25 protein-coding genes are annotated in these 21,172 nt (G+C 73.8%); 12 read left to right on the plus strand and 13 right to left on the minus strand.

Features of this window, described 5'->3' with window-relative positions; genetic code table 11:
- Positions 1–86 precede the first annotated feature (86 nt).
- From AC6JBM_RS12715 to AC6JBM_RS12730, 4 genes are read right to left on the minus strand one after another with little or no spacing between them, the layout of a single operon-like run.
- On the minus strand, positions 87–395 hold the full coding sequence (locus AC6JBM_RS12715) for a hypothetical protein (protein WP_497983804.1): 309 nt from the start codon (positions 393–395) through the stop codon (positions 87–89).
- A complete protein-coding gene (locus AC6JBM_RS12720) occupies positions 382–762 on the minus strand; it encodes a hypothetical protein (protein ID WP_497983805.1) in 381 nt (126 codons plus the stop codon). The genes AC6JBM_RS12715 and AC6JBM_RS12720 overlap by 14 nt, the downstream gene beginning before the upstream one ends.
- Positions 763–764: 2 nt before the next feature.
- Complete coding sequence (locus AC6JBM_RS12725; RefSeq protein WP_497983806.1) at positions 765–1,994, minus strand: NRAMP family divalent metal transporter; 1,230 nt, start codon at positions 1,992–1,994, stop codon at positions 765–767.
- Positions 1,991–2,407, minus strand: coding sequence for a hypothetical protein (locus AC6JBM_RS12730; RefSeq protein ID WP_497983807.1), 417 nt, complete (start codon positions 2,405–2,407; stop codon positions 1,991–1,993). The genes AC6JBM_RS12725 and AC6JBM_RS12730 overlap by 4 nt, the downstream gene beginning before the upstream one ends.
- 62 nt (positions 2,408–2,469) lie before the next feature.
- On the opposite strand from AC6JBM_RS12730, the gene AC6JBM_RS12735 reads away from it, so the two are divergent.
- The 7 genes from AC6JBM_RS12735 (at position 2,470) to AC6JBM_RS12765 (ending at position 8,375) form a co-directional block, all read left to right on the plus strand.
- Positions 2,470–3,387: a cation diffusion facilitator family transporter gene (locus AC6JBM_RS12735; protein WP_497983808.1), complete on the plus strand. Its 918-nt coding sequence runs from the start codon at positions 2,470–2,472 to the stop codon at positions 3,385–3,387.
- 23 nt (positions 3,388–3,410) lie between these two features.
- On the plus strand, positions 3,411–4,055 hold the full coding sequence (locus AC6JBM_RS12740) for a rhomboid family intramembrane serine protease (protein WP_497983809.1): 645 nt from the start codon (positions 3,411–3,413) through the stop codon (positions 4,053–4,055).
- Positions 4,019–5,596 (plus strand): nucleotidyl transferase AbiEii/AbiGii toxin family protein, encoded by a 1,578-nt coding sequence (locus tag AC6JBM_RS12745; RefSeq protein WP_497983810.1) that lies wholly within the window; start codon positions 4,019–4,021, stop codon positions 5,594–5,596. The genes AC6JBM_RS12740 and AC6JBM_RS12745 overlap by 37 nt, the downstream gene beginning before the upstream one ends.
- A gap of 93 nt (positions 5,597–5,689) precedes the next feature.
- Entirely contained in the window at positions 5,690–6,493 is an 804-nt protein-coding gene (locus AC6JBM_RS12750; RefSeq protein WP_497983811.1) for a maleylpyruvate isomerase family mycothiol-dependent enzyme, read from the plus strand.
- A 173-nt stretch (positions 6,494–6,666) separates the two neighbouring features.
- Positions 6,667–7,389 (plus strand): septum formation family protein, encoded by a 723-nt coding sequence (locus AC6JBM_RS12755; protein ID WP_497983812.1) that lies wholly within the window; start codon positions 6,667–6,669, stop codon positions 7,387–7,389.
- 156 nt (positions 7,390–7,545) lie between these two features.
- Positions 7,546–7,755: a hypothetical protein gene (locus tag AC6JBM_RS12760; protein WP_497983813.1), complete on the plus strand. Its 210-nt coding sequence runs from the start codon at positions 7,546–7,548 to the stop codon at positions 7,753–7,755.
- Positions 7,752–8,375: a hypothetical protein gene (locus tag AC6JBM_RS12765; protein ID WP_497983814.1), complete on the plus strand. Its 624-nt coding sequence runs from the start codon at positions 7,752–7,754 to the stop codon at positions 8,373–8,375. Before AC6JBM_RS12760 ends, AC6JBM_RS12765 begins: the two co-directional genes overlap by 4 nt.
- A gap of 22 nt (positions 8,376–8,397) precedes the next feature.
- On the opposite strand, the gene AC6JBM_RS12770 is transcribed toward AC6JBM_RS12765, so the two are convergent.
- A complete protein-coding gene (locus AC6JBM_RS12770; protein ID WP_497983815.1) occupies positions 8,398–8,775 on the minus strand; it encodes a hypothetical protein in 378 nt (125 codons plus the stop codon).
- Between the two features lie 21 nt (positions 8,776–8,796).
- Complete coding sequence (locus AC6JBM_RS12775; protein ID WP_497983816.1) at positions 8,797–9,369, minus strand: CGNR zinc finger domain-containing protein; 573 nt, start codon at positions 9,367–9,369, stop codon at positions 8,797–8,799.
- Between the two features lie 64 nt (positions 9,370–9,433).
- On the opposite strand from AC6JBM_RS12775, the gene AC6JBM_RS12780 reads away from it, so the two are divergent.
- Together AC6JBM_RS12780 and AC6JBM_RS12785 are read left to right on the plus strand one after the other, a co-directional pair.
- Positions 9,434–10,171 carry a metallophosphoesterase gene (locus AC6JBM_RS12780; RefSeq protein ID WP_497983817.1) on the plus strand — a complete coding sequence of 246 codons (738 nt, stop codon included), beginning with the start codon at positions 9,434–9,436 and terminating at the stop codon, positions 10,169–10,171.
- Positions 10,171–10,770, plus strand: coding sequence for a LysE family translocator (locus AC6JBM_RS12785; protein WP_497983818.1), 600 nt, complete (start codon positions 10,171–10,173; stop codon positions 10,768–10,770). The genes AC6JBM_RS12780 and AC6JBM_RS12785 overlap by 1 nt, the downstream gene beginning before the upstream one ends.
- A 44-nt stretch (positions 10,771–10,814) precedes the next feature.
- Here the strand turns inward: AC6JBM_RS12785 and AC6JBM_RS12790 are convergent, their stop codons facing one another.
- Genes AC6JBM_RS12790 through AC6JBM_RS12815 form a run of 6 tightly spaced genes read right to left on the minus strand, consistent with a single transcriptional unit; the run spans position 10,815 to position 14,849 of the window.
- Positions 10,815–12,398, minus strand: a complete 1,584-nt coding sequence (locus tag AC6JBM_RS12790; RefSeq protein ID WP_497983819.1) for a complex I subunit 5 family protein — start codon at positions 12,396–12,398, stop codon at positions 10,815–10,817.
- Between the two features lies 1 nt (position 12,399).
- Positions 12,400–12,750: a sodium:proton antiporter gene (locus AC6JBM_RS12795; RefSeq protein ID WP_497983820.1), complete on the minus strand. Its 351-nt coding sequence runs from the start codon at positions 12,748–12,750 to the stop codon at positions 12,400–12,402.
- Positions 12,747–13,841, minus strand: coding sequence for an NADH-quinone oxidoreductase subunit J (locus AC6JBM_RS12800; RefSeq protein ID WP_497983821.1), 1,095 nt, complete (start codon positions 13,839–13,841; stop codon positions 12,747–12,749). The genes AC6JBM_RS12795 and AC6JBM_RS12800 overlap by 4 nt, the downstream gene beginning before the upstream one ends.
- Before the next feature lie 2 nt (positions 13,842–13,843).
- Positions 13,844–14,122, minus strand: a complete 279-nt coding sequence (gene mnhG, locus AC6JBM_RS12805; RefSeq protein ID WP_497983822.1) for a monovalent cation/H(+) antiporter subunit G — start codon at positions 14,120–14,122, stop codon at positions 13,844–13,846.
- Entirely contained in the window at positions 14,119–14,379 is a 261-nt protein-coding gene (locus AC6JBM_RS12810) for an MrpF/PhaF family protein (RefSeq protein ID WP_497983823.1), read from the minus strand. The genes mnhG and AC6JBM_RS12810 overlap by 4 nt, the downstream gene beginning before the upstream one ends.
- Positions 14,376–14,849: a Na+/H+ antiporter subunit E gene (locus tag AC6JBM_RS12815; RefSeq protein WP_497983824.1), complete on the minus strand. Its 474-nt coding sequence runs from the start codon at positions 14,847–14,849 to the stop codon at positions 14,376–14,378. The genes AC6JBM_RS12810 and AC6JBM_RS12815 overlap by 4 nt, the downstream gene beginning before the upstream one ends.
- A gap of 99 nt (positions 14,850–14,948) precedes the next feature.
- On the opposite strand from AC6JBM_RS12815, the gene AC6JBM_RS12820 reads away from it, so the two are divergent.
- The 3 genes from AC6JBM_RS12820 to AC6JBM_RS12830 are packed head-to-tail and all read left to right on the plus strand — an operon-like array spanning position 14,949 to position 20,691.
- The gene (locus tag AC6JBM_RS12820) at positions 14,949–16,712 is read left to right on the plus strand and encodes a thiamine pyrophosphate-dependent enzyme (RefSeq protein WP_497983825.1); all 1,764 of its coding nucleotides are present in this window, start codon (positions 14,949–14,951) and stop codon (positions 16,710–16,712) included.
- Between the two features lie 3 nt (positions 16,713–16,715).
- Positions 16,716–19,631 carry an FAD-binding and (Fe-S)-binding domain-containing protein gene (locus tag AC6JBM_RS12825; protein ID WP_497983826.1) on the plus strand — a complete coding sequence of 972 codons (2,916 nt, stop codon included), beginning with the start codon at positions 16,716–16,718 and terminating at the stop codon, positions 19,629–19,631.
- On the plus strand, positions 19,621–20,691 hold the full coding sequence (locus tag AC6JBM_RS12830) for an enolase C-terminal domain-like protein (RefSeq protein ID WP_497983827.1): 1,071 nt from the start codon (positions 19,621–19,623) through the stop codon (positions 20,689–20,691). The genes AC6JBM_RS12825 and AC6JBM_RS12830 overlap by 11 nt, the downstream gene beginning before the upstream one ends.
- On the opposite strand, the gene AC6JBM_RS12835 is transcribed toward AC6JBM_RS12830, so the two are convergent.
- Complete coding sequence (locus AC6JBM_RS12835) at positions 20,639–21,130, minus strand: hypothetical protein (protein WP_497983828.1); 492 nt, start codon at positions 21,128–21,130, stop codon at positions 20,639–20,641. The two genes, AC6JBM_RS12830 and AC6JBM_RS12835, sit on opposite strands and share 53 nt — an antisense overlap.
- Positions 21,131–21,172: the final 42 nt, after the last annotated feature.

Here is a 21,172-nt window from a genome sequence, read left to right on the forward strand (position 1 = left end):
GTACGACGGGAAAGGGCGCGTTGCCCGCCCCGCGGGCGGGACGCGGCGCGCTGGAGTAATGCGTGTCCCTCTCGCGTGTCGGCGCATCAGTAATCGCGGCGCCCCGGCTGCGCGGCTATCCCGCGCAGCAGGCTCGGCGCTGCCCGGGACCAGGGAATCTCCACGCTGTCGCGGCGCAGGATCCGCCGCGCCAGCACCTCCAGCAGCCACGGGCCGGCGACTTGCTCACGCTCGTAGCCGAGCAGGCGGCCCCACGGCCGCCGGGTGACGATGACCGCGACGATCGCGCCGTTGCGCACGACGAGATCGGCGACGCGGCCGGCGGTACCGTCGATGCGGCGCCCGAGCAGGTCACTGGCGCGAAGGCCGGCCGGGGCGGGGTCAGTTGCCGGCATCGTGGGCCCCCGGAATCCGGCCGATCAGGTGCTCGCGCAGCCACTCCTCCAGCGCCGGCTCGGTGAGCAGCTCGCGGCGCAGCGAGAGGTGCACGGCGCTGTCGGTGCGCGCGACGACGGACCACGGGATGCGCATCGGGTCCGGATTTTCGGCCGGGTACAGCCGCCCCGCGACGCTGGAGACCCAGCCGCCGAGGCGCCCGCCGAGCCGCCGCCCGAGCGCCTGCGGCCCGACCAGCAGCGCGGCGATGCGGGGCACGCCGTCCGGGCCGAGCGTGAGCTCCAGGTCGTCGACCTTGCCGACCGGCTCCCCGGCCAGGTCGACGATCTGCCGGTCGAGCAGGTCGAAACCGATGAGCAGCGGCATGGTCAGCCTCCCATTCCGGTCATGACCATGAGCGGGATCGCGGCCACGGCGGCGACCAGGATGACGACGAGATAGAGCAGCCCGAGCGTGTTGGCGAGCCGGCCGTTGACGTGCTCGCCCAGGTAGTCGCGGTCGTTGGCGACGACCAGGATCGGCAGGTACGTCAGGGGCAGCACGATCGCGCTGAAGATGAGGGTGTACTCCGTCAGCTGCACCGGATCGACGGTGGTCGCGAGCGCGGCCAGGCCGATGAGGACGCTCACGAGCACGACGGTGTGGAAGCGGGCCGCCTGGGTCGGCTTCAGCCGCTTGCCCCAGGACCAGCCGAAGTACTGCGCGATGGTGTACCCGGCCGAGAGCCCCGTCTCCATCGCCGCCCCGAACGTGGCCGCGAAGAAGCCGAGGATGGCCACGGCGAGCCCGAGCTTGCCCAGGGCCAGCACCACGGGCAGCGCGGACTGGCCGATCGTGTCCAGCCGCATGTCCAGGGGGTGGTACACGACCGCGGCGGTGGCCATGAGCGTCAGGGAGAGCAGGCCCCCGAGCGGGAAGCCGATGAACACGTTCGCCTTGTTGACCGTGAGGTCCTTGACCGTCCAGCGCTCCTCGACGCCGCCGGAGGAGAAGAAGAACACCTCGTACGGTGTCATCGCCGCGCCGAAGAGCGCGATGGCCTGGAAGGAGTACGTGCCCCAGTTCTCCTCGCCGCTCGGGCCGGGGTGCGACGCCTGCCGCCACAGCTCGTGCCAGGGCGCGTCGAGCTTGAGCAGCGCGACGACGAAGACGACCAGCGCGAGCCCGAGCAGGCCGAAGACCCGCTCGATCGTCTCGAACTTCGTGCGCCACAGCACGACCCAGGCGACGAATCCGACGACGGGCACGAACAGCAGGTAGTTGACGCTCGTGGCCAGCTGCAGCGCGAGCGCGACGCCGCCGAGCTCCGCGCCGAGGGTCAGCACCGTGACGAGGTAGGAGCCGGCGAGGTTGACCAGCCCGGCGCGCGGGCCGAGGCGCTCGCGGACCAGGTCGAACACCGGGCGGCCGGAGACCGCGGCGACTCGGCCGGCCATCTCGGCGTACACGCAGATCCCGACGACGCCGACGAGCACGACCCACGCGAGGGACATCCCGAACCGGGCCCCGGCCTGGCTGTTGGCCACGATGTCGCCGATGTCGACGAAGCCGCCGATCGCGGTGAGGATGCCGAGCGTGATGGCGAACGTCTTCTTCACGACCGGGTCAGCCGTTCCGCCAGGGGCCGCAGGCCCTCGGTGCGCGCCGGGTCGGCCGCGGCGTCCTGCAGCCGCGCGACCGCCTCGGCGAGCAGCGGCAGGAGCCGGTCGCGCAGCGCCGTGGAAGCGTCGTCGGGCGGGGGCAGCTCGGCGAAGTCACGCACCGCGGAGGCCAGGCTCTTCGCGCTGTCGTCCAGCAGTACCGTCGCGTACAGCGTCGTCGCACGCCCGTCGCGCACGGCCCCGCCGGTCAGGTCCGCGGTGAGCAGCGCGTCGTGGGCCGCCTGCGCGGTCGTCCCGGCCGCGACCTTGAAGTCGTGATGGTCCGGCGGGCGCACCGAGCAGTAGCCGAGCAGCCCGCACATGACCACGAGCAGCCCGGTCAGCGCGGTGGCGATGATTCGGGGTCGCACGGATGCGGTTTTACCCGGGTTCGAACCGCGTCAAAACAGTTCGGGCGGGTATCGATGGGTGCATGGCAGAGAGCGAGAGCAGCAGCACCCGGACCGTCGTCGTGGCCGCGGGCGCGAACCTGGCGATCGCGGTGGCGAAGGCGGTGGCGGCGCTCCTCACCGGGTCGGCCGCCCTGTGGGCCGAGACCATGCACTCGGCCGCCGACACCGGCAACGAGGTGCTGCTGTGGCTCGGTCTGCGCCGCTCCAGGCGCGAGCCCGACCGCCGGCACCCGTTCGGCTACGGGCAGGAGCGGTACTTCTGGGCGTTCCTGGCCGCCCTCGGGATCTTCCTCGTGGGCGGGATCCTGTCGATCGCCGAGGGCGTGCGCAGCTGGCTCGTGCCGGAGCCGCTGGAGAGTCCGTGGATCGGCATCGGGGTGCTCGTGGTGTCGGCGGGGTTCGAGGGGTACAGCTGGCTGACCGCACGCCGCCAGCTGCGCTCGGACGCGAAGGCCCGCCGCCGCTCGGTCCGCGATCACCTGAGGCGCGCGTCCGACCCGAGCGCCACGACCGTCTACCTCGAGGACTCCGCCGCGCTCATCGGCATCGCCCTCGCCCTGATCGCGCTCGTGCTGCACATGGTGACCGGCTGGGCCTGGTGGGACCCGGCCGCGAGCATGGCCATCGGCGTGCTGCTCGCGGTGGTGGCGTGGCTGCTCGCCCGCCGCTCGAAGGCGCTGCTCATCGACGCCGCCGCGCCCGACGACGTGATGGAGACCCTGCGCGACGAGATCGGGCCGCAGCCGTGGATTCACGAGGTGCGCGAGCTTCGGGCCGTGTACGTGGGCCCGTCCCAGCTGCTCGTCACCGTCAACGTCGAGCCGTGCCCGGACGTGCGCGCCCGCCCCGGCGCCGAGCTCGTCGACCACGTCACCGACCTGCGCTCCCGGCTCCTGCGCAACCCGGCCGTCGCCGATGCCGTGATCACCGTCGTGTGACCGCCGCATGGTATCTCTAGCGGATGCCGCAGACGGTCCTCTATCTCGTGCTGCTCGTGACCGCCGGCGTGGCGGGCGCCGGCCTGGCCGCCGGGCGGCGTCTCCCGCCCGCGACCGCCGTGCTGTTCGGGCTGGTCGCCGTCGTCTCCGGGCTGCAGCTGACGGTGGCGCCGGCCCTGTTCGAGGCGCTGCGCCGCGACCGGTCCGCGATCGCGCACGGCGAGGTGTGGCGGCTCGTGACGTCGTGCTTCGTCCAGGACGGCGGCTGGCCGGGCACGATCTTCAACCTGCTCGCCCTGGCCGTGCTCGGCACGATGGCCGAGCGGCTCTGGGGCACGGCGCGGTGGCTGCTGCTGGCCCTCGTGGTGCAGGTGCTCGGCGGCCTGTGGGGCCTGGTGGTCCAGCCGGTCGGCGGCGGCACCTCGCTGGTCGACTTCGGCCTGGCCGCGTCCCTCGCCGTCGCGTCCCTGACGCTCGGATCGGGCCGCCGGCCGCGCGTGGCCGCCGCCGTGACGCTGCTCGCCGCGCTGGCCCTGCTGGTGCTGGGCGACATCCACGGCGGCGCGGCGACGGCCGGAGCCGCGGGCGGTGCGCTGCTCGCCCTCGAACGCCGCCGGGCTACGCTGCCCCGGTGGCCGAGATCACCGGGGCGTTCGAGATCCATGTGACCGTCGAGGCGCGGCACGGCGCGGATCTCGCCCGGTTCGCCGAGCGGTACGACGTCAAGTTCGTCCACATTGTCCTGGACCGCGGCCAGAACCCGTCCCAGCCGATGCTCAGCCTGCCCGCGCAGGGCACCCTCGCCCAGGCCCGGAAGGTGGCCGCCGAGTGGCAGGAGCGGCTGCGCGAGCGCGGGCTCGTCGCGGCCCGGCTGAAGATCGAGGCGGCGCCGTGGTGCGAGGGGCTGCCGCGGACCGACGACGAGGCCGCCGCGGAGCCCTCGGGGCGCTACTTCGAGCACCACGTGAAGCTCGCCCTGCCGGCCGCCCCGGTCGCGGCCATGCAGACGGCCGCCGAGGTCGGCGCGGCCCACGACGCCCGCCTGTCGCGCAACGCACGCCGCCGCCACGACGGCGGAGGGCAGGAGCGGTTCCTGACCCAGCGCTGCTACCACGCCGGTCTGGACACCGCGACGCAGCGGCTCGAGCGGCTCACCGCCGCGCTGCGCGACGCGGGCCTCGACGTGGTCGAGGTCGAGCAGGAGTACGTCGTCGAAGACTCCAACCTCGGCCACGACCGCGGCTGGATCACGCGCCGGCCCGAGTCGTGGCGCAAGGACGCCCGCGAGGCCACGATGCGCTCCGCGCCGGCCGGCTCCCCGCACTACCCGCCCACGTACCTGCCGGTGCCGCAGGACGAGTCGGTGCGGCAGACCGCGGCGTTCGACCCGGCCGTGCAGCAGTACCCGAACGCCTACCGGGCCGGCGAGCCCGCCTTCGCCGACGAGGACACCGGCCGGCGGTGGCGGCGGGCCCGCCGCGCCGCCCTCGAACACGCCCTCGGCGCGATCGCCCGCAGCCGCTGGGCCGGCCACCTCGTGCTGCGCGGCAGCGTCACGATGGCCGCGTGGGTCGGCGACGCCGCGCGCGACCCCGGCGACCTCGACTTCGTCGTCACGCCGCACACCATCACCAGCGGCAGCGATGCGGCGCGGGAACTGCTCGACGGCATCACCGCCGCGCTCGCCGCCGAACCCGGCGCCGGCCTGCGCCCCGACCGCATCGCGCACTCCGAGATCTGGACCTACGAGCGCGCGGACGGCCGCCGCCTCGCCGTACCGTTCGCCATCGGCGACGGCGGCCCCAGCGGCAGCATCCAGATCGACGTGGTCTTCGGCGAGCCGCTGCCGCTGCCGCCCGAGCCGATCACGCTGCCCGGCATCGACCGCCCGGTGCTGGCCGCGCCGCTCGGGCTCGCCCTGGCGTGGAAGCTGCTGTGGCTGGCCACCGACGCCTACCCCCAGGGCAAGGACCTCTACGACGCGGTGCTGCTGGCCGAGCTCGCCGCACCCGATCTGCCCCTCGTCCGCGACCTGCTGCGCCCCGAGCTGGGCGCCGAGGCCGACACGTTCTGCGCCGAGAGCGTGCTGGCACTGACCGTCGACTGGCCGAACTTCACGGACGAATACCCCTGGGCCGGCGGTACCGCTGAGCCGTGGCGCTGGCGCCTCGCGCTCGCCCTGGAGCGCGCCTGGGGGCTTCAGGCCTGACGGGTCCCGCTGCCTGATCGCGGCCGACGTGCTGGGATGGACGGGTGCCGGGCCACGCCCGCAACGCGCTACACGGACAGGAAGGACGATCCCATGATCGAGCTGAACGCGGAGCACGCCCGGCGAGCGATCGTCGAACACACGCGGCGCCTCGCGGAGTCGGCCGCCGCGGCCGGGCCTGACGCCGCCGTGCCGACGACCCCCGGGTGGACGATCGCCGACCTGGTCGGGCACGTGGGCCAGACCCAGCACTGGGTCGCGGAGATCATCGAGCGGCGCATCACCGACCCCACGCAGCTGCCCACGGAGGTTGCCGTACTGCCGGCCGACCCCGGCGAGTGGCCGGCGTGGCTGTCGGAGTCCGCGCAGCGGGTCGCGAGCGCGTGCTCCGACGACGCGCTCGACGCGCCGGTGTTCAACGCCGCGGGGGACGAGCGGACCGGGGCGCGGTTCTGGATGACCAGCGTCCTCAACGAGTCGGTCGTCCACGGCTTTGACGCCGACCGTGCGGCGGACCGGCCCGCCGACATCGACGCCGGCATCGCGGCCGCGCTCATCAGCAACCACCTCGCGATGCTCACCTCCCCGACATGGGCGATGCAGCGGTCCGAGTCCGCGCACGCCATCCGGGGCAGCGGGCAGACCCTGCAGTGGCTGGCCACCGACGTCGACGGCGACGCGGGGGCGTGGTTCGTCGATCGGCGGCCCGACGGTGCGGCGTGGCACTGCGGGACCCGGCCGGCCGATGTGACGGTGACGGGCCCGGCCCAGTCGCTGCTGCTGATCCTGACCCGCCGGCTCCCGCTCGCCGACCGCGAAGCCACCGGCGTCACCGTCGAGGGCGACGCCGACCTCGCCCGGCAGTGGCTCGACAACACCGCCCACGTCAGCAACTGACCGGCACCGAGGCCGGTCGCCGCTCGTGCGATCATGTGCGGGTGCGTCGGGCCTTCATTGCGGCATTGGTACTGCTCAGCTTGGCCGGATGCGACGGGGCGAAACCCGCGGGCAGTCCTTCCGAGGCCGCTCCTTCGGCATCGCCGTCGAAGCCTGCCCTGCCGGCTGTGGGCATGTGTCACACGGGCCAGTCGCTGGACATGTACGACTACCGCCCGGTCACGCTCAACCCGATAGACTGCGCCAAGGAGCACCAGGCCGAGATCGTCCGCGTCGGCCGCCTCACGACACCGCCGGAGAACAAGACGCGCGAGGTCTACGGCGACTGCGACGCGGCCGCCCGGGAGTACGTCGGCGGCGACTGGCACGAGGGCCGGCTGGGCCTCGCGGTCATCGTCCCGTCGACGGAGGAGTGGAACGCGGGCGCGCGTGAGTACCGCTGCGCGCTGTTCGAGTTCTCCGCCGACGAGTTCACGTCCCGGCAGCGCACCGGCAGCCTGAAGGACGGCCTGCGCGGCACTCGCCCGCTGGCGCTGGCGTGCGTGGACGTGCTCGCGATCCCGGACGGGCAAGGGTGGTACAAGAGCATCGACCGCCTGGTGCCGATCGACTGCACCCAGCCCCACAACGGCGAGTACGTCGGGCTGTACGTCGGCCGCGACATTCCGTACCCGGGCATCACCAAGCTGGTCGACGAGGTGACGCAGGCCTGCGACACGAAGGCCGGGGAGTTCCTGGGCGAGTCGAAGGCGAAGTTCGAGAGCCGCTCCGACCTGCGCGTCGTCCCGACGGGCGGCAATCCGGACCGGTGGGACCTCGGCGATCGCACGGTCCACTGCTACGTCGTGACCCGCCCGGACAACCGCGTGACGAAGTCCCTGAAGGGCAGGCCCTGATCTGTCCACAGGAAACCGTGCGGCGGATCGACCCGAAGGCTGAGGTGTTGGACAGTTCGGTGCGGCCGGGGCGCGGGCCCGTCGCAGTGGTTCTCGGGTAGGTCGCGCTCGCCGCGGCGGTGGTGGAGTCGCTGGCCCTGGCCATCCCGTGGCGCTATGTCGGTCCTGGCCGGCGTCGCCGCCGCCCTGATGACGCGGCGAACGGTCGCGGCGAAGGTCGTCGTCGGCGTGACGGCGGCGGTGGCACTGATCCTCGGCCGAGGCGGGCGAGCCGTTCCGGACGACCTTCGAGCCGGCCTCGCGCCACGCCGCCACGACGTGGTCCCGGGGCTGCGACGCCTGACAGGGATAGCGTCCGACGCATGACGGAGCACAGGTACAGCCGCGCGGACATCACGGTTCTGGAGTTCGACGAGGCCGTCCGCGGGCGACCCGGTATGCACTTCGGGGCGAGCAGGACAGATCCTCGCCTGCCGACCTGGGTGCTTCGCACGGTCGTGGCGCACGCCTTCCATCCGGGAACCAGCGTCGCCGCGAACCACGCGCCCGACGTCGTTGCGGAGATCACCGCCGACCTCGCATTCTCGGTGACGGATGACCAGGCGGAGACGCTGGCCGGCCAGGATGTGCCGAGGCTCGGCTACTACGACTCATTGCTCACACCCGTGCGTTGGTCGAGCTCCGCGGCCGCCGCCGTGAGTTCGCAGTCCACCGTCGAGGTCTGGCGAGACGGCCGCGGCTTCCGGCAGCGGCTCGCCGGTGCACGGCCGGTCGAGCCGCCGGTGCCGTTCGACGCTCCCGTCGGAGCCGGCACCCGCGTGGCCTACGTCCTCGACCCCGCCTACTTCGGTTCGGCCGCGATCACAACCGACCTCGCCGGCCTCGACGTGCACGGCCCGCACTGTCCTGAGCCCGGCGGCCCCGGGGCGGTTGTCGTGCTGGATCGCAGGGTCCGGGCGCCCCTCAGCGAATACCGATACGCCTGATCCGGCGCCTTGGGCGATGTCGTCAGTCGACGTCGCCGGGCGGAACTGCGAAGACGTCATCGTGGCGCAAGCAGTCGCGCCGGGGTTCGGTGGACAGCGGACGTGGTTCGTCGAGCACGACCTGGGCCCGCCATCCCCCGACCGTCAGCCCGTCGGCGGTGTCGCCCGCGAGCCGGCCGTCGACCGCGTCGCCCACCAGTCCGGCGTGTTCGAGCAGGACGAACAGCGCGTCCGCGGCGCACGACACCATCTCGCGGGCTTCCTCGGTGCTCGCGCCCGGATTGAGGTCGCGGTAGGCGCGGCGGGCGGTCGCGAGGAGCCGGTCGGCGTCGGCAACGGTGAAGTCGCGCCGCAGCCTGAGGGACAGGTTCGTGCCATTGACGAGCGGATCGTCACCCACGCCGACACGATACCGGGGCTCTCACGTATTGCGGTGGCGCTGGTAGTGGCGGGCGACGCGGGCGCGGTTGCCGCACGACGGCTTGCACCAGGCCTGGCGTGGATCGTCCTGCAGAAAGTAGCGCACGCACCGCGGGGCCGGGCACGCGCGCAGCCGGGTGACGTCAGGCCCGGCGAGGAACCTCGTGGCGGCCTCGGCCAGTGTCGCGAGCAGGCGGCCCTCCGCCGTGGTCGCGGTGAGCTGAAAGGTCAGGCGCGGCGCGCCGTCGGGCGGCCACTGCAGCGTCGGTGGTCCGAGGCCGGAGGCGGCGGCGTTCAGCCGGGCCAGCGCCGTTTCGACGTCGATCAGATGGTGGGCGTCGGCCCGGCTCGGCTCCAGCGGGCGGACCGCCCGCGCGAACAGCGATCGGACCGCCGCGCGCAGCTCCGTCACCCGTAGGCGGAGGTCCTCGGTCGCGGGCACGACGCCGAGATCCGGTGCCGCGGCCAGCCAGTCGGCCAGGCCCTCGACGGTGTCGAGGTCGTCCGCCGCGCCGCCGTTGCCGTCGTGGCGGATCGTGCTGACCAAAGAGAGCGAGAGATTCCAATATTCCACGCCGACGATGGTACTGTACCTATCGTTAGATCGCCTCGATCCCATTAGGCAACGGGGGTAGATCGTGCTGCTGCTTGCGCACATCAGTGACCTGCACCTCGACGGATCCGAGCGGAGCCTTGCTCGCGCCGGGAACGTCATGGACTACCTGCGCGGGCTGCCGCGACCCGTCGACGCGCTGCTCGTGACCGGCGACATCGCCGACAACGGCGACGAGGCCGAGTACGAGGCCGCCGCCCGGCTCCTGGCCGCGCCGTTTCCGGTGCTGACCTGCCCCGGCAACCACGACATCCGCGCCGCGTACCGCAAGGCGCTGGCCGGTGAGCCCGCCGCCGACGGCCCGATCAACCGGCGTCACCGTATCGGCGGCCTGGAGATCCTGATGTGCGACTCGACCATTCCCGGTCGCGACGAGGGGCTCCTGGACGACGAGACCCTCGCGTGGCTCGCCGGGGCTCTCGACGAGCCGGGCGGCAACCCGGCGGTGATCGCGCTGCACCATCCGCCGGTGCCGCTGCACCACCCGCTGCCCGACTCGATGCTGCTGCAACAGGAATCCGCGCTGGCGGCCCTGCTCGGCAGCCACCCGAACGTCATCGCCGTGCTCGCCGGCCATGCGCACACGGCGGCGGCGGCCACCTTTGCCGGCCGGCCGGTGCTGGTCGCGCCGGGCGTGACCTGGACCCTGCGGCTGCCGTGGGAGAGCGAGCACCTGGCGGATCTCGGCGCGCCGCCCGGACTGGCGTTCCACGTCCTCGACGACGCCTGGAACATCGTCACCCATTACCGCGTCGTGCTCTGATGCGCGCGCACGTCGCCGCCTTCCTGGTGGCGATCCTGCCGCTGATCGCCATGCCCGGCGCGAGCCTGACGCTGCTCACCCAGCGGGTCGCCCGCGCCGGCGCGCGGCACGCGACACCCGTCATCCTCGGCACCGTCACCGGCCTGTACGTCCACGCCACCCTCGCCGCCGTCGGGCTGTCCGCGCTGGTCATGCGCTCCAGCGAGGTGTTCGCGGCGGTACGGCTCGCGGGCGCGGCCTACCTGATCGGGCTCGGCATCTGGACGTGGCGGGCCAAGCCGGCCGCCACCGCCGCCGATGAACCGGGGCGGCGCCCGGCCTATCTGCAGGCGCTGCTCGGCAATGTGCTCAACCCGAAGGCCGCGGCGATCTTCCTGACCCTGGTGCCGCAGTTTCTCGACCCCGCCGCGGCCATCCTCCCGCAGATCCTCGTCCTCGCGACCGCGCAGGCCGCCCTGATCACCGTGTGGCTGCTCGGCTGGACGGTGCTGATCGGCCGGGCCCGCCGGTCGCTGCGCTCCGCCACCGCGAGCACGATCGTCCGGCGGATCGCCGCCGCGGTGCTCGTCGGCCTCGGCATCCGTACCGTGATCGCGTGAGCGCTCCGAACCGCGATCCGCTGCGGCACACGGCGTAGCGGGCGTCAGGCGAGCAGCGCGGCGCAGACGGCGAGCAACCCCAGGGCCTGGTAGAGGGTGTAGTCGTTCACCGAGCCCGTGGCCACGACGGCCAGGCGGCCCCGCAGGCCGTCCGCGCGCGGGCCCACCCACGCCGACAGCACCACGCCCAGCGCCACGCTCGCTGCGGTGCTCAGCAGTTCGAACGGGTCGGTCCAGGGCACGCCGCTCATCCAGTGGAAGGCGACCCCGGTGGCGAAACAGGCGGCCGCGAGGGTCGTCAGCGCCGCGGTCAGGCCCGGGCGCAGGCGCTCGTCGCGGGCGAAGCGGGGATCCTCGGTGCGCGCGAACATGGCCCGCACCACCCGGGTCAGGGCCGCCACCGTCACCACCTGGGCCGCGAGCACCGCGGCCAGCGCGGCCGGCGTCGGGTGCAGGGCGGCGTGCAGCAGGCTCAGGGAGACGTACCCGTTCAGCGGCGGCACCCCGGCGATCGCGGCCGCTCCCACGAGGAACAGCAGCACCAGGGCGGGGCTGCGGCGGAACAGGCCGCCCAGCTCCGACAGCCGCGTGGCGCCGGTGTTGTGCACGACGGCGCCCGCGACCAGGAACAGCAGGGCCTTGAACAGCGCGTGGCCGACCAGGTGGTAGACGGCCGCCCGGGTGCCCGCGGCGCTCGCGGCGCCCAGGCCGGTGGTCACGATGCCGACCTGGGAGATCGTGTCGTACGCCAGGAGGCGCTTGAGATCGTCCTGCACCGCGGCCGCGGCGGCGCCGACGAGGGCCGAGGCGCAGCCGAGCACCATGAGCGCGCCGTGGCCGGGCATGCCGGCGTCGAGCAGGCGGGCGATGCCGACGATGCCGAAGTTCACCAGGATGCCCGAGAAGAGCGCGCTGATCGGGCCCGGCGCGGCGGTGTGGGCGTCGGGCAGCCAGCCGCTGAACGGGATCAGGCCCGCCTTCGTGGCCAGGCCGGCCAGGAGCAGGGCGGCGGCGATGCGGTCCAGCACGCCGGGCGGCCCCGGGAACAGGGCGCTCATGAGGACGGCGCCGTGGGACTGGTACAGCAGCGCCGTCCCGATGAAGATCAGGAACCCGGCCACGGACGTGAGCACGACGATTTTGAAGGTGGCCTCGACCGCGTGCGGGCGCTCGAGGAAGAACCCGGTCAGCGCGTAGCTCGCCAGCCCTGCCACCTCGAACCAGACGAACAGGTGCAGCAGGTCCACGGTCAGCGACCCGGCCACGACGGCCGCGATGAGCAGCAGCGACAGGCACGCGTAGCCGCCCAGCTCGCGCGGGCCCAGCTCGGCCAGGCCCGAGAGCGTCGCCAGCGTCGCCAGCGCGCCGACGACGGCCGCGGTCAGGGCCATGATGAGGCCGAAGGGGTCGGCGACGTACGCGATGCCGATGGGACGCCAGCCGCCCAGGTACACGGTCTCGCCCCGGGCGGTGAGGGCACACACGGCCAGGACGCCGACCGAGGCCACGACGGCCAGCAGGGCGGTCGCGAGCGAGAGACGGGCGGAGAACCGGGCCAGCAGCGGGGCGAGGACCGCGCCCGCGATCGGGGCCAGCACCGCCAGCGGCAGCGCCTCGGCGGTGAGCACGTCAGCCGCGCAGGTCGCGGATGCGGGCGGCGTCCACGGTCCGGTGGTGCTGGGCCAGCCGCACGACGACGGCGAGGAACACGCCGGTGATGGCGACGCCGATGACGATCGCGGTCAGGCAGATGTTCTGCAGCATCGGGTCGGCGACGTTGCCGGCCTGCCCCGGGGCCGGGTCGATGAGCACGGGCGCGGTGGAGCCCGCGCGGTAGGCCATGGACAGCAGCAGGAGATACCCGGACGCCTCCATGAGCGAGAGCCCCATGACGATCTTCACGAGGTTGCGCCGGGTCACGGCCGCGTGCAGCCCGATCCCGAACAGGGCCGCGGCGGTGAGGTAGTTGGCGAGGATCACGACTCGGTGGCCCAGTCGTGGCCCATGGTGAGCAGCGCGAACACGGCCAGGGTGAGCCCGGTGCCGACCTCGAGCAGCTCGCCGAAGGAGAACGCCTGCAGGATGCCGCCGCTGCGGATGGTGCCGGGCGGGCCGAGCGGCAGGAAGTTCGCCGACACCGAACCCGCCAGCGGCAGGCCGAGCGCGCCGATGGCGACGATCGCGAGCGCCCCGGCGAGCTCCGCGGGTTCGAGGCGGTCCGCCCGGATCAGCGGTTCCACGCGGTCGTACCCGTACGCCACATACGCCAGCAGCACCACCCCGAGCGCGACGGCCCCCGCCGGGAACCCGCCGCCGGGGGAGTACCCCCACGCGACCAGGTACAGCCCGGCCACCGCGAGGACTGGCGCGACGACCCGCACCCCGCCCCGCACGACGACGGTCATCGCGGGCGACCCGGGAGCCGTCCCGGTCTCGGCCGCCTCGGCGCCGCGCGCCCGCCGCTCCGCCCCGGTGGTGCCGTGCTCGCCGGTGCGCACGCCCCGCTGCTCCCGCTCCCCGGCCGCCGCCTCGCCGACGAAGCCGCGGCGCGGTTCCCGGCGCCGGGCCAGCAGCCCGATCCCGACGACCGCGGCGAGCAGGATGAACGTCTCGCCGAGGGTGTCGAAGCCGCGGTAGCCGTAGACGATCGCGGCCACCGGCTCGGTGCTGTGCCAGTCGCGCAGGGCCCCGTCGTAGGCCTGCCGGGCGAGCGCCGACAGGGCGGCGTGCTCCCGGGGCAGCACCCACACCGCGGCGGCGAGCACGAGCGTCACCGCGCCGGCGACCGCGAGCCCGAGGCGGGGCCGGTGGGGCGGCGCGGCCTGCTCGTCCTCGACCGCGGTGCGGATCTTGCCCAGCGCGATGAGGTACAGCGTCGGCAGCGCGATCGCCCCCACCACGATCTCGGCGTGGGCGTCGTCGGGCGCGCCGAGCAGCACGAACAGCAGCGACAGCACCAGCCCGAGCGCGGACAGCGCCATCACCGACCCGACCGGGTTGCGCATCCGCACGACCGCGACCCCGGAGACCAGCAGCAGCGCGCACGCGAGGTAGTCGGCGACCCAGAACACGGTCAGTCCCGCTGCGCGCAGGCACGGGCGAGGGCATGGGCGGCGAGCGGGTTCATGACGAGCACGAGCAGCGCGACGATCAGGGCGCGGGAGGCGTACACGCTGTCGACCCCGGTCGCCACGACGACCGCGAGCAGCGTCGGCAGCACGCCGAGGCTGACGGTCTTCGACGAGGCCTGGATGCGCAGCTGCGTGTCCGGCATCCGCAGCACCCCGACCGCGCCGGAGAACGCGGTCAGCAGCCCGATGCCCACCAGCACGCCCGCGATCACGGTGCTCACAGCAGCCCCCGCTCCAGGTACCGCGCCCAGACCAGCGCCCCGAGGTAGCTGAACGAGCACAGCCACAGCGCGGTGTCGGTGTAGATCGCCCGCCCGGCGACGACGGCGAACGCGAACACGGCCAGGGTCAGCTGGGTCGACATCATGTTGAGCGCGACGATCCGGTCGCCGGTCGCCGGACCGGCCAACACCCGGCCGAGCAGCAGACCGCAGATCACCAGCTGACCGATGGCCGCCACCCAGAACACGGTCGTCATCGGCGGGTCACCCCCAGGACCCGGGCCTCGATCGGCCCGTTGATGTCGTCGCGCCCGGCATCGGCCTCGACGGTGTGGTACCGCAGCCGATGCCGGCCCTGATGGACGTCGACGAGCTGCGAGTTGACGATGATCGAGGTGAGCAGCCCGACGGCGGTCACCTCGGCGTCGGAGCGGGCGCTGGTCGCGACCGTCACCATCGCGCTGCCGGGGCGCCGGCGGGACCAGATCAGCCGCGTGAGCCGCAGGTTCGCCACGACCGCGCGGACCGCCACGGACGCCGCGAGCGCGAGCAGCGGCCCGAGGCGCCGCGGCCGCAGCAGCCGCCACGGCCCTGCGACCGGGCCCAGCGGCGCGCAGGCGAGCGCCGCGGTCAGGCTCACGGCCACGCCGACCGCGATCTGCTCGGCGGTCGCCGTGAACGACAGCAGCGTCCAGGTCACCTCGCACCAGCAGAACAGGGCCGTCACCCGGGACACGTTCTGCCCGCTACCCGTCCGGAACCCGGTCAAACCGGAACGTGGCAGGGGGCAGTTTGACCTGATCGTTGCCGGGTAGCGGCCTTCAACATGGGTGCGATTACGGCTGAGGTACTGATCTCCCGGCTCGCCGAGTGGGGCGTCGACACGGTGTTCGGGCTGCCCGGTGACGGCATCAACGGCATCATGGAGGGGCTGCGCCGCAACCAGGACAAGGTGCGGTTCGTCCTGGTTCACCACGAAGAGGCGGCGGCGTTCATGGCCACCGCCCACGCCAAGACCACCGGCCGGATCGGCGTGTGCCTGGCCACGTCCGGGCCGGGCGGCGTGCATCTGGCCAACGGGCTCTACGACGCCAAGCTCGACCACGTCCCGGTGCTCGCGATCACCGGCCTGCAGGAGTCCAGCGTGCTCGGCACGGCCTACCAGCAGGAGGTCAACCTCGACCGGTTCTACGAGGACGTGGCCGAGTACAACCAGATCATCATGAACCCGGCGCAGCTGCCGACCCTCGTCGACGTCGCGATCCGCACCGCCTACGCCCGCCGGGGCGTGGCCCACCTGACCATCCCGAACGACATCCAGGTCGCACCGGCGGGCAAGGACCCGTACCAGACCGTGGCCCCCGTCGTGCCGCCGACGACGGCGCCCGTCTACCTGGCGCCGGCGGTGCGGCCCCGCGACGCCGATCTGCGCGCGGCGGCCGACCTGCTCAACTCGGCGCGGAAGATCGGGATCCTCGCGGGGATCGGCGCGCGCGGGGCCGGGCCGCTGGTCGAGCGGGTCGCGGACACGCTCGGCGCCCCGATCGTCAAGACGCTGTCGGGCAAGATGGTCGTGCCGGACGACTCGCCCTACGTGACCGGCGGCCTCGGCCTGCTCGGCACCAAGCCGAGCGAGGATCTGATGGAGGACATCGACGTCCTGCTGATGCTCGGCACGAACTTCCCCTACACGAAGTTCCTGCCCAAGCCCGGCAGCGCCAAGGTGGTGCAGATCGAGATCGACCCGAGCCGGGCCGGCACCCGGGTCGCCACGGACGTGCCCCTCGTCGGCGACGTCGGGGCCACCCTGGAGGCGCTGCTGCCCCTGCTCGAGCGCAAGGACCAGGAGCATCTGCATCGGTACCAGGAGAAGGTCCGCGACTGGCGGGAGCAGATGGCGTCCCTGGAGTCGCCCGACCGTGACCCGATCGCCCCGCAGTATCTCGCCTCCCAGCTCGACGCGCTCGGCGCCGACGACGCGATCCTCACCTGCGACTCCGGCACGATCGCGACCTGGGCGGCACGGCACTGGCAGATCCGTGGCGGCCGCGAGTTCTACCTCTCGGGCACCCTCGCCACGATGGCGCCGGGGCTGCCGTACGCGATCGCCGCCCAGCACGCCCACCCCGGCCGGCAGGTGATCGCGTTCATCGGCGACGGCGGCTTCGCGATGCTCATGGCCGAGTTCAACACCGCGGTCCGCTACGGGCTGCCGATCAAGGTCGTGGTGAACAACAACAACTCCCTGGGCCAGATCCTGTGGGAGCAGATGGTGCTCGGCTTCCCCGAGCACGGCGTGCGCTTCGGCGAGCCGGCGCCCGACTTCGCCGCGATCGCCCGCGCCTGCGGCGGCTTCGGCGCCCGCGTCGACAAGCCCGGCGACCTGCCCAGCGCGCTGCGGGAGGCGTTCACCCACGCCGGCCCGGCGCTGGTCGACGTGGCCGTGGACCCGAACGAGCCGCCGCTGCCGGCCAGCGTCACCTACGAGCAGGCGAAGAAGTTCGCGGCGGCGTTCCTGCGAGGCCAGCCGCATCCGGCCGCGATCGCCACCACGCTGTTCAAGGACAAGATCCAGAAGCTGAAGGGCTGAACGATGGCGGTCGTCTCACTTCCGACTCCCGCTGCCCGGCGCAGCGCCCCGCCGCGAGACCCGGCCGGCCTCGAGGAGGCGCTGCGCCGGGCGGTCCGGGGCGATGTGCGCTTCGACGCGGGGGCCCGGGCCGCATACTCCACCGACGGCTCCAACTACCGGCAGGTCCCGATCGCCGTGGTCTGCCCGCGGGACGTCGACGACGCGGTGGAGGCCGTGCGGGTCTGCCGCGAGCACGACGTGCCGATCGTGTCCCGGGGCGGCGGCACCAGCCTGGGCGGGCAGTGCTGCAACGTCGCGGTGGTGCTGGACTTCTCGAAGTACGTGCGGGGGGTGGAGTCCGTCGACGTGCGGGCCCGCACCGCGGTGATCCTGCCGGGCACCGCGCTCGACGACGCCAACGCCGTGCTGGCCCGCCACGATCTCGTGATCGGGCCCAAGCCCGCGACCCACTCGCACTGCACGATCGGCGGCATGATCGGCAACAACTCGTGCGGGGCGACCGCGCAGTGGTCGGGCACCACCGCGGCCAACGTCGAGCGGCTCGAGGTGCTCACGTACGACGGCACCCGCATGTGGGTGGGCGCCGGGCACGACCCGGACGAGGGCGCCATCTTCCGGGCGTTGCACGAGCTGCGGGACCGCTACGCCGAGCAGATCGCGACCCGCTTCCCGGACATCCCGCGCCGCGTCTCCGGCTACAACCTGCCCGAGCTGCGCGACGACCACGGCTTCCACGTCGCCCGCGCGCTCGTCGGCACCGAGTCGACCTGCGTGGTCGTGCTGCGGGCCGAGATGCGGGTGCTGCCGCGGCCGAAGCACCAGGTGTCGGTGCTGCTCGGCTTCCCCGGCATCGCCGAGGCCGGGGACGCGGCCCCGCGCGTGGCCCGGCACTCCCCGATCCAGCTGGAGGGGCTGGACGAGAAGCTGCTGCGGTACGAGCGCGAGGAGCACCGGCCGACCGAGATCCTCAAGGTGCTGCCGGACGGGCGCGCCTGGCTGATGGCCGACTTCACCGACCTCGACACGGCGCGGGCCGTCGTCGCCGAGCACGACGGGCCGGGCACCATCCTCGAGGACGACGCCATGCGGCAGCGGCTCGCCAAGGTACGGGAGGCGGGGCTGGCCACCACCGCGCGCACCCCGAACGGCCCCGACGCCTGGCCCGGCTGGGAGGACTCGGCGGTCGACCCGGAGCGGCTCGGCGACTACCTGCGCGCGCTCATCGAGCTGCTGGACGAGTTCGGCTACGGGGCCACCAGCCTGTACGGCCACTTCGGCCAGGGCTGCGTGCACTGCAGCATCCCGTTCGACCTCACCAGCGAGCCCGGGATCGCCCACTACCGCGCGTTCGTCACGCGCGCCGCGAAGCTGTGCGTCGAGCACCGCGGCTCGCTGTCGGGGGAGCACGGCGACGGGCAGGCCCGCGGCGAGCTGCTGTCCATCATGTACGGCGACGAGGTCGTCCGCGCCTTCGAGGAGTTCAAGGCCATCTTCGACCCGACCGGCCGGATGAACCCCGGCAAGGTCGTGCACGCCCGGCCGCTCGACGGCGACCTGCGCCTCGGCGCCGACTACGCCCCGGCCCAGCCCGCGACCCGGTTCGGCTACTTCGAGGACGACGGCAGCTTCGCCCGGGCCGCCCTGCGCTGTGCCGGGGTCGGCGACTGCCGGCGCACCGGCCCCGACGGCGGCGTGATGTGCCCGAGCTACCAGGTCACCCGCGACGAGGAGCACTCGACCCGCGGCCGCGCCCGGGTGCTGTTCGAGATGGTCAACGGCGGGGTCATCGACGACGGGTGGCGCAGCACCGCCGTGCACGACTCGCTCGACCTCTGCCTGGCCTGCAAGGGCTGCCGCAGCGACTGCCCGGTGCAGGTCGACATGGCCACCTACAAGGCCGAGTTCCTGCACCACCACTACAAGGGCCGGCTGCGCCCCCGCGACCACTACTCCCTCGGCTGGCTGCCCCTGATCGGGCGGGCCGCGTCCCTGGCCCCGGACCTGGCCAACGCCCTGGCCAGGGTGCCCGGCGCCAAGCGGCTCGCGGGGATCGACCCGAAGCGTTCGGTACCGCGCTTCGCCCCGGCCCGCATCGACCGCTGGCTGCGCCGGCGCACCCCGCGCGGCACCGGCGAGCGCGGCCGGGTCGTGCTCTTCCCGGACTCGTTCACCACCGCGTTCGCCCCCGCCATCGCCGCCGCGGCCGTCGGCGTGCTGGAGGCGGCCGGCTTCGAGGTCCTCGTCCCGCCCAAGCCGGTCTGCTGCGGCCTGACGTGGATCTCCACCGGCCAGCTCGGGGTGGCCGAACGGGTGCTGCGGCGCACCGTCGGCACCCTCGCCCCGTACATGCGCGCCGGCCTGCCCCTCGTCGGGCTGGAGCCGTCGTGCACGGCGGTGTTCCGCTCCGACCTCGGCGAGCTCTTCGGCCGCGACCAGGACGCCGACCGCCTCGCGCGGCAGACCGTCACGCTCGCCCAGCTGCTCGCCGAGCGGGCCCCGGACTTCGCGCCCCAGGTGCCCGGCGGCGTGCGCGCGATCGTCCAGCGCCACTGCCACCAGCACGCGGTCCTCGGCGCCGACGCGGACGCCACGGTCATGAAGGCGATCGGGCTGCAGGCCGAGGACCTGGACTCGGGCTGCTGCGGGCTGGCCGGGAACTTCGGCATGACCGCCGGGCACCGCGAGGTCTCGATCGCCTGCGCCGAGCAGGCGCTGCTGCCGGCCGTGCGCGCCGCGGACCCGGGCACGCTGGTGCTCGCCGACGGCTTCTCGTGCCGCACCCAGATCGAGGACGCCGACACCGGGCGCCGGGCCGTACACCTCGCCGAGGTCCTCAACGCCGCGGTGCACGGCGAGGTCCTGGGCGCCTATCCCGAGCGGCGCATCGCCCACCGGCCCGGCGACCGTGTCCGCTGAGATCGATGGGTTGCGCTGGGCGGCGTACCGCATCCCGACCGACGGCCCCGAGGCGGACGGCACCCTGGAGTGGGACGCGACCACCATGGTCGTCGTGCACGTCACCGCCGAGGGGGTCGCCGGCCTCGGCTGGACCTACGCGCCCGCGGCCGCCGGGCACCTGATCGGCGAGATGCTGAGCGCGCACGTGGTGGGCCGCCCGGCGTTCGACGTGCCGGGGATCAACGCGGCGATGGTCCGGGCCGTGCGCAACGCGGGCCGGCCGGGGGTCGCGGGCACGGCCGTCTCCGCGGTGGACACGGCCCTGTGGGACCTCAAGGCGCGGCTGCTCGGCGTGCGCCTGGCGACCCTGCTGGGCCCGGCGCGCCCGTCGGTGCCGGTGTACGCCAGCGGCGGCTTCATCACCTGGGACGACCGCCGCCTGCGCTCGTGGCTGGACGACAACGCGGCGATCCCGCGCGCGAAGATCAAGATCGGCGGCCCCCGGGACCGTGAGCGGACCCGGTTGCTGGTGGACTCCGGCCGGGAGCCGTTCGTGGACGCCAACGGCGCCTACACCGCGAAGCGGGCGATCCGGCTGGCGGACGAGTTCCCGCAGCTGCGCTGGTTCGAGGAGCCGGTGTCGTCGGACGACCTGGACGGCCTGCGCCGGGTGCGCGCCGCCGTCGGGGCGGACGTCGCCGCGGGGGAGTACGGCTACGACCTGCCGTACTTCGCCCGCCTCCTCGGCTCCGTCGACTGCCTGCAGGCCGACGTCACCCGCTGCGGCGGCATCACCGAGTGGCAGCGGGTCGCGGGCCTGGCCGCCGCGCACGGGCTCGAGCTGTCCGGCCACTGCGCGCCGGCCCTGCACGCCGACGCCGCCCTGGCCACCCCGAACCTGCGCCACCTGGAGTGGTTCCACGACCACGTCCGCATCGAGTCGATGCTCCTGGACGGCACGACCAGCCCGGGCGAGGGCGGCGAGCTGCGCCCGGACCTGTCGGCCCCGGGGCACGGCCTGACGTTCAAAACCGCCGACGCCGAGCGGTACCTGGTCGCCGCAGCGCCGCGAGCGTGACGGCCCCGAACACGAGGTGCGGCACGATGTCGCTCACCCAGTCCTTGACCGTCCACGTCCTCGGGTCGCTGACCCGCAGCACCGTCAGCGGCACGTCGGCGAGGGCCATCGCCGCCCCGCCGATGAGCGCGACCTCCAGCGCCGCGGGCATCCGGTGGCCGCGGCGCGCGAGCGCGTGGTGCAGCAGCCCGGCGAGCGCCCCGACGGCGACGCCGGACCCGGTGCCGACGAGCGGCCCGAGCCCCTGCAGCCGGTTCTCGCGGACGTTCTCGTCGCCGGGCACGGACACCCCGGCGTCCTCGGCGAACCGCGCGACGAGCTCCTGCGGCGCGCCGCTGGCGGCCCGCCCGCGCACGGCCATGTCGGCGTAGGTGACGGCGTTGAGCGCGGTGGTCCCGGCCGCGCCGGCGAGCGCCCCGCGAAGCAGTCCAATCGTCATGCCCGGCCCCCTACCCGCCGGGGCGCCCCTCACGCCTCGCGG

It is taken from the genome of Dactylosporangium thailandense, assembly GCF_059739745.1.

Excerpts from the sequence above, each read along its gene's own strand:
- AC6JBM_RS12755 (WP_497983812.1), top strand. The coding sequence starts at position 6,667 with ATGTGTCACACGGGCCAGTCGCTGGACATGTACGACTACCGCCCGGTC.
- AC6JBM_RS12720 (WP_497983805.1), bottom strand. The coding sequence starts at position 762 with ATGCCGCTGCTCATCGGTTTCGACCTGCTCGACCGGCAGATCGTCGAC.
- AC6JBM_RS12740 (WP_497983809.1), top strand. The coding sequence starts at position 3,411 with ATGCCGCAGACGGTCCTCTATCTCGTGCTGCTCGTGACCGCCGGCGTG.
- AC6JBM_RS12735 (WP_497983808.1), top strand. The coding sequence starts at position 2,470 with ATGGCAGAGAGCGAGAGCAGCAGCACCCGGACCGTCGTCGTGGCCGCG.
- AC6JBM_RS12715 (WP_497983804.1), bottom strand. The coding sequence starts at position 395 with ATGCCGGCAACTGACCCCGCCCCGGCCGGCCTTCGCGCCAGTGACCTG.
- AC6JBM_RS12765 (WP_497983814.1), top strand. The coding sequence starts at position 7,752 with ATGACGGAGCACAGGTACAGCCGCGCGGACATCACGGTTCTGGAGTTC.
- AC6JBM_RS12750 (WP_497983811.1), top strand. The coding sequence starts at position 5,690 with ATGATCGAGCTGAACGCGGAGCACGCCCGGCGAGCGATCGTCGAACAC.
- AC6JBM_RS12820 (WP_497983825.1), top strand. The coding sequence starts at position 14,949 with ATGGGTGCGATTACGGCTGAGGTACTGATCTCCCGGCTCGCCGAGTGG.
- AC6JBM_RS12785 (WP_497983818.1), top strand. The coding sequence starts at position 10,171 with ATGCGCGCGCACGTCGCCGCCTTCCTGGTGGCGATCCTGCCGCTGATC.
- AC6JBM_RS12825 (WP_497983826.1), top strand. The coding sequence starts at position 16,716 with ATGGCGGTCGTCTCACTTCCGACTCCCGCTGCCCGGCGCAGCGCCCCG.
- AC6JBM_RS12810 (WP_497983823.1), bottom strand. The coding sequence starts at position 14,379 with ATGACGACCGTGTTCTGGGTGGCGGCCATCGGTCAGCTGGTGATCTGC.
- AC6JBM_RS12760 (WP_497983813.1), top strand. The coding sequence starts at position 7,546 with ATGTCGGTCCTGGCCGGCGTCGCCGCCGCCCTGATGACGCGGCGAACG.
- AC6JBM_RS12835 (WP_497983828.1), bottom strand. The coding sequence starts at position 21,130 with ATGACGATTGGACTGCTTCGCGGGGCGCTCGCCGGCGCGGCCGGGACC.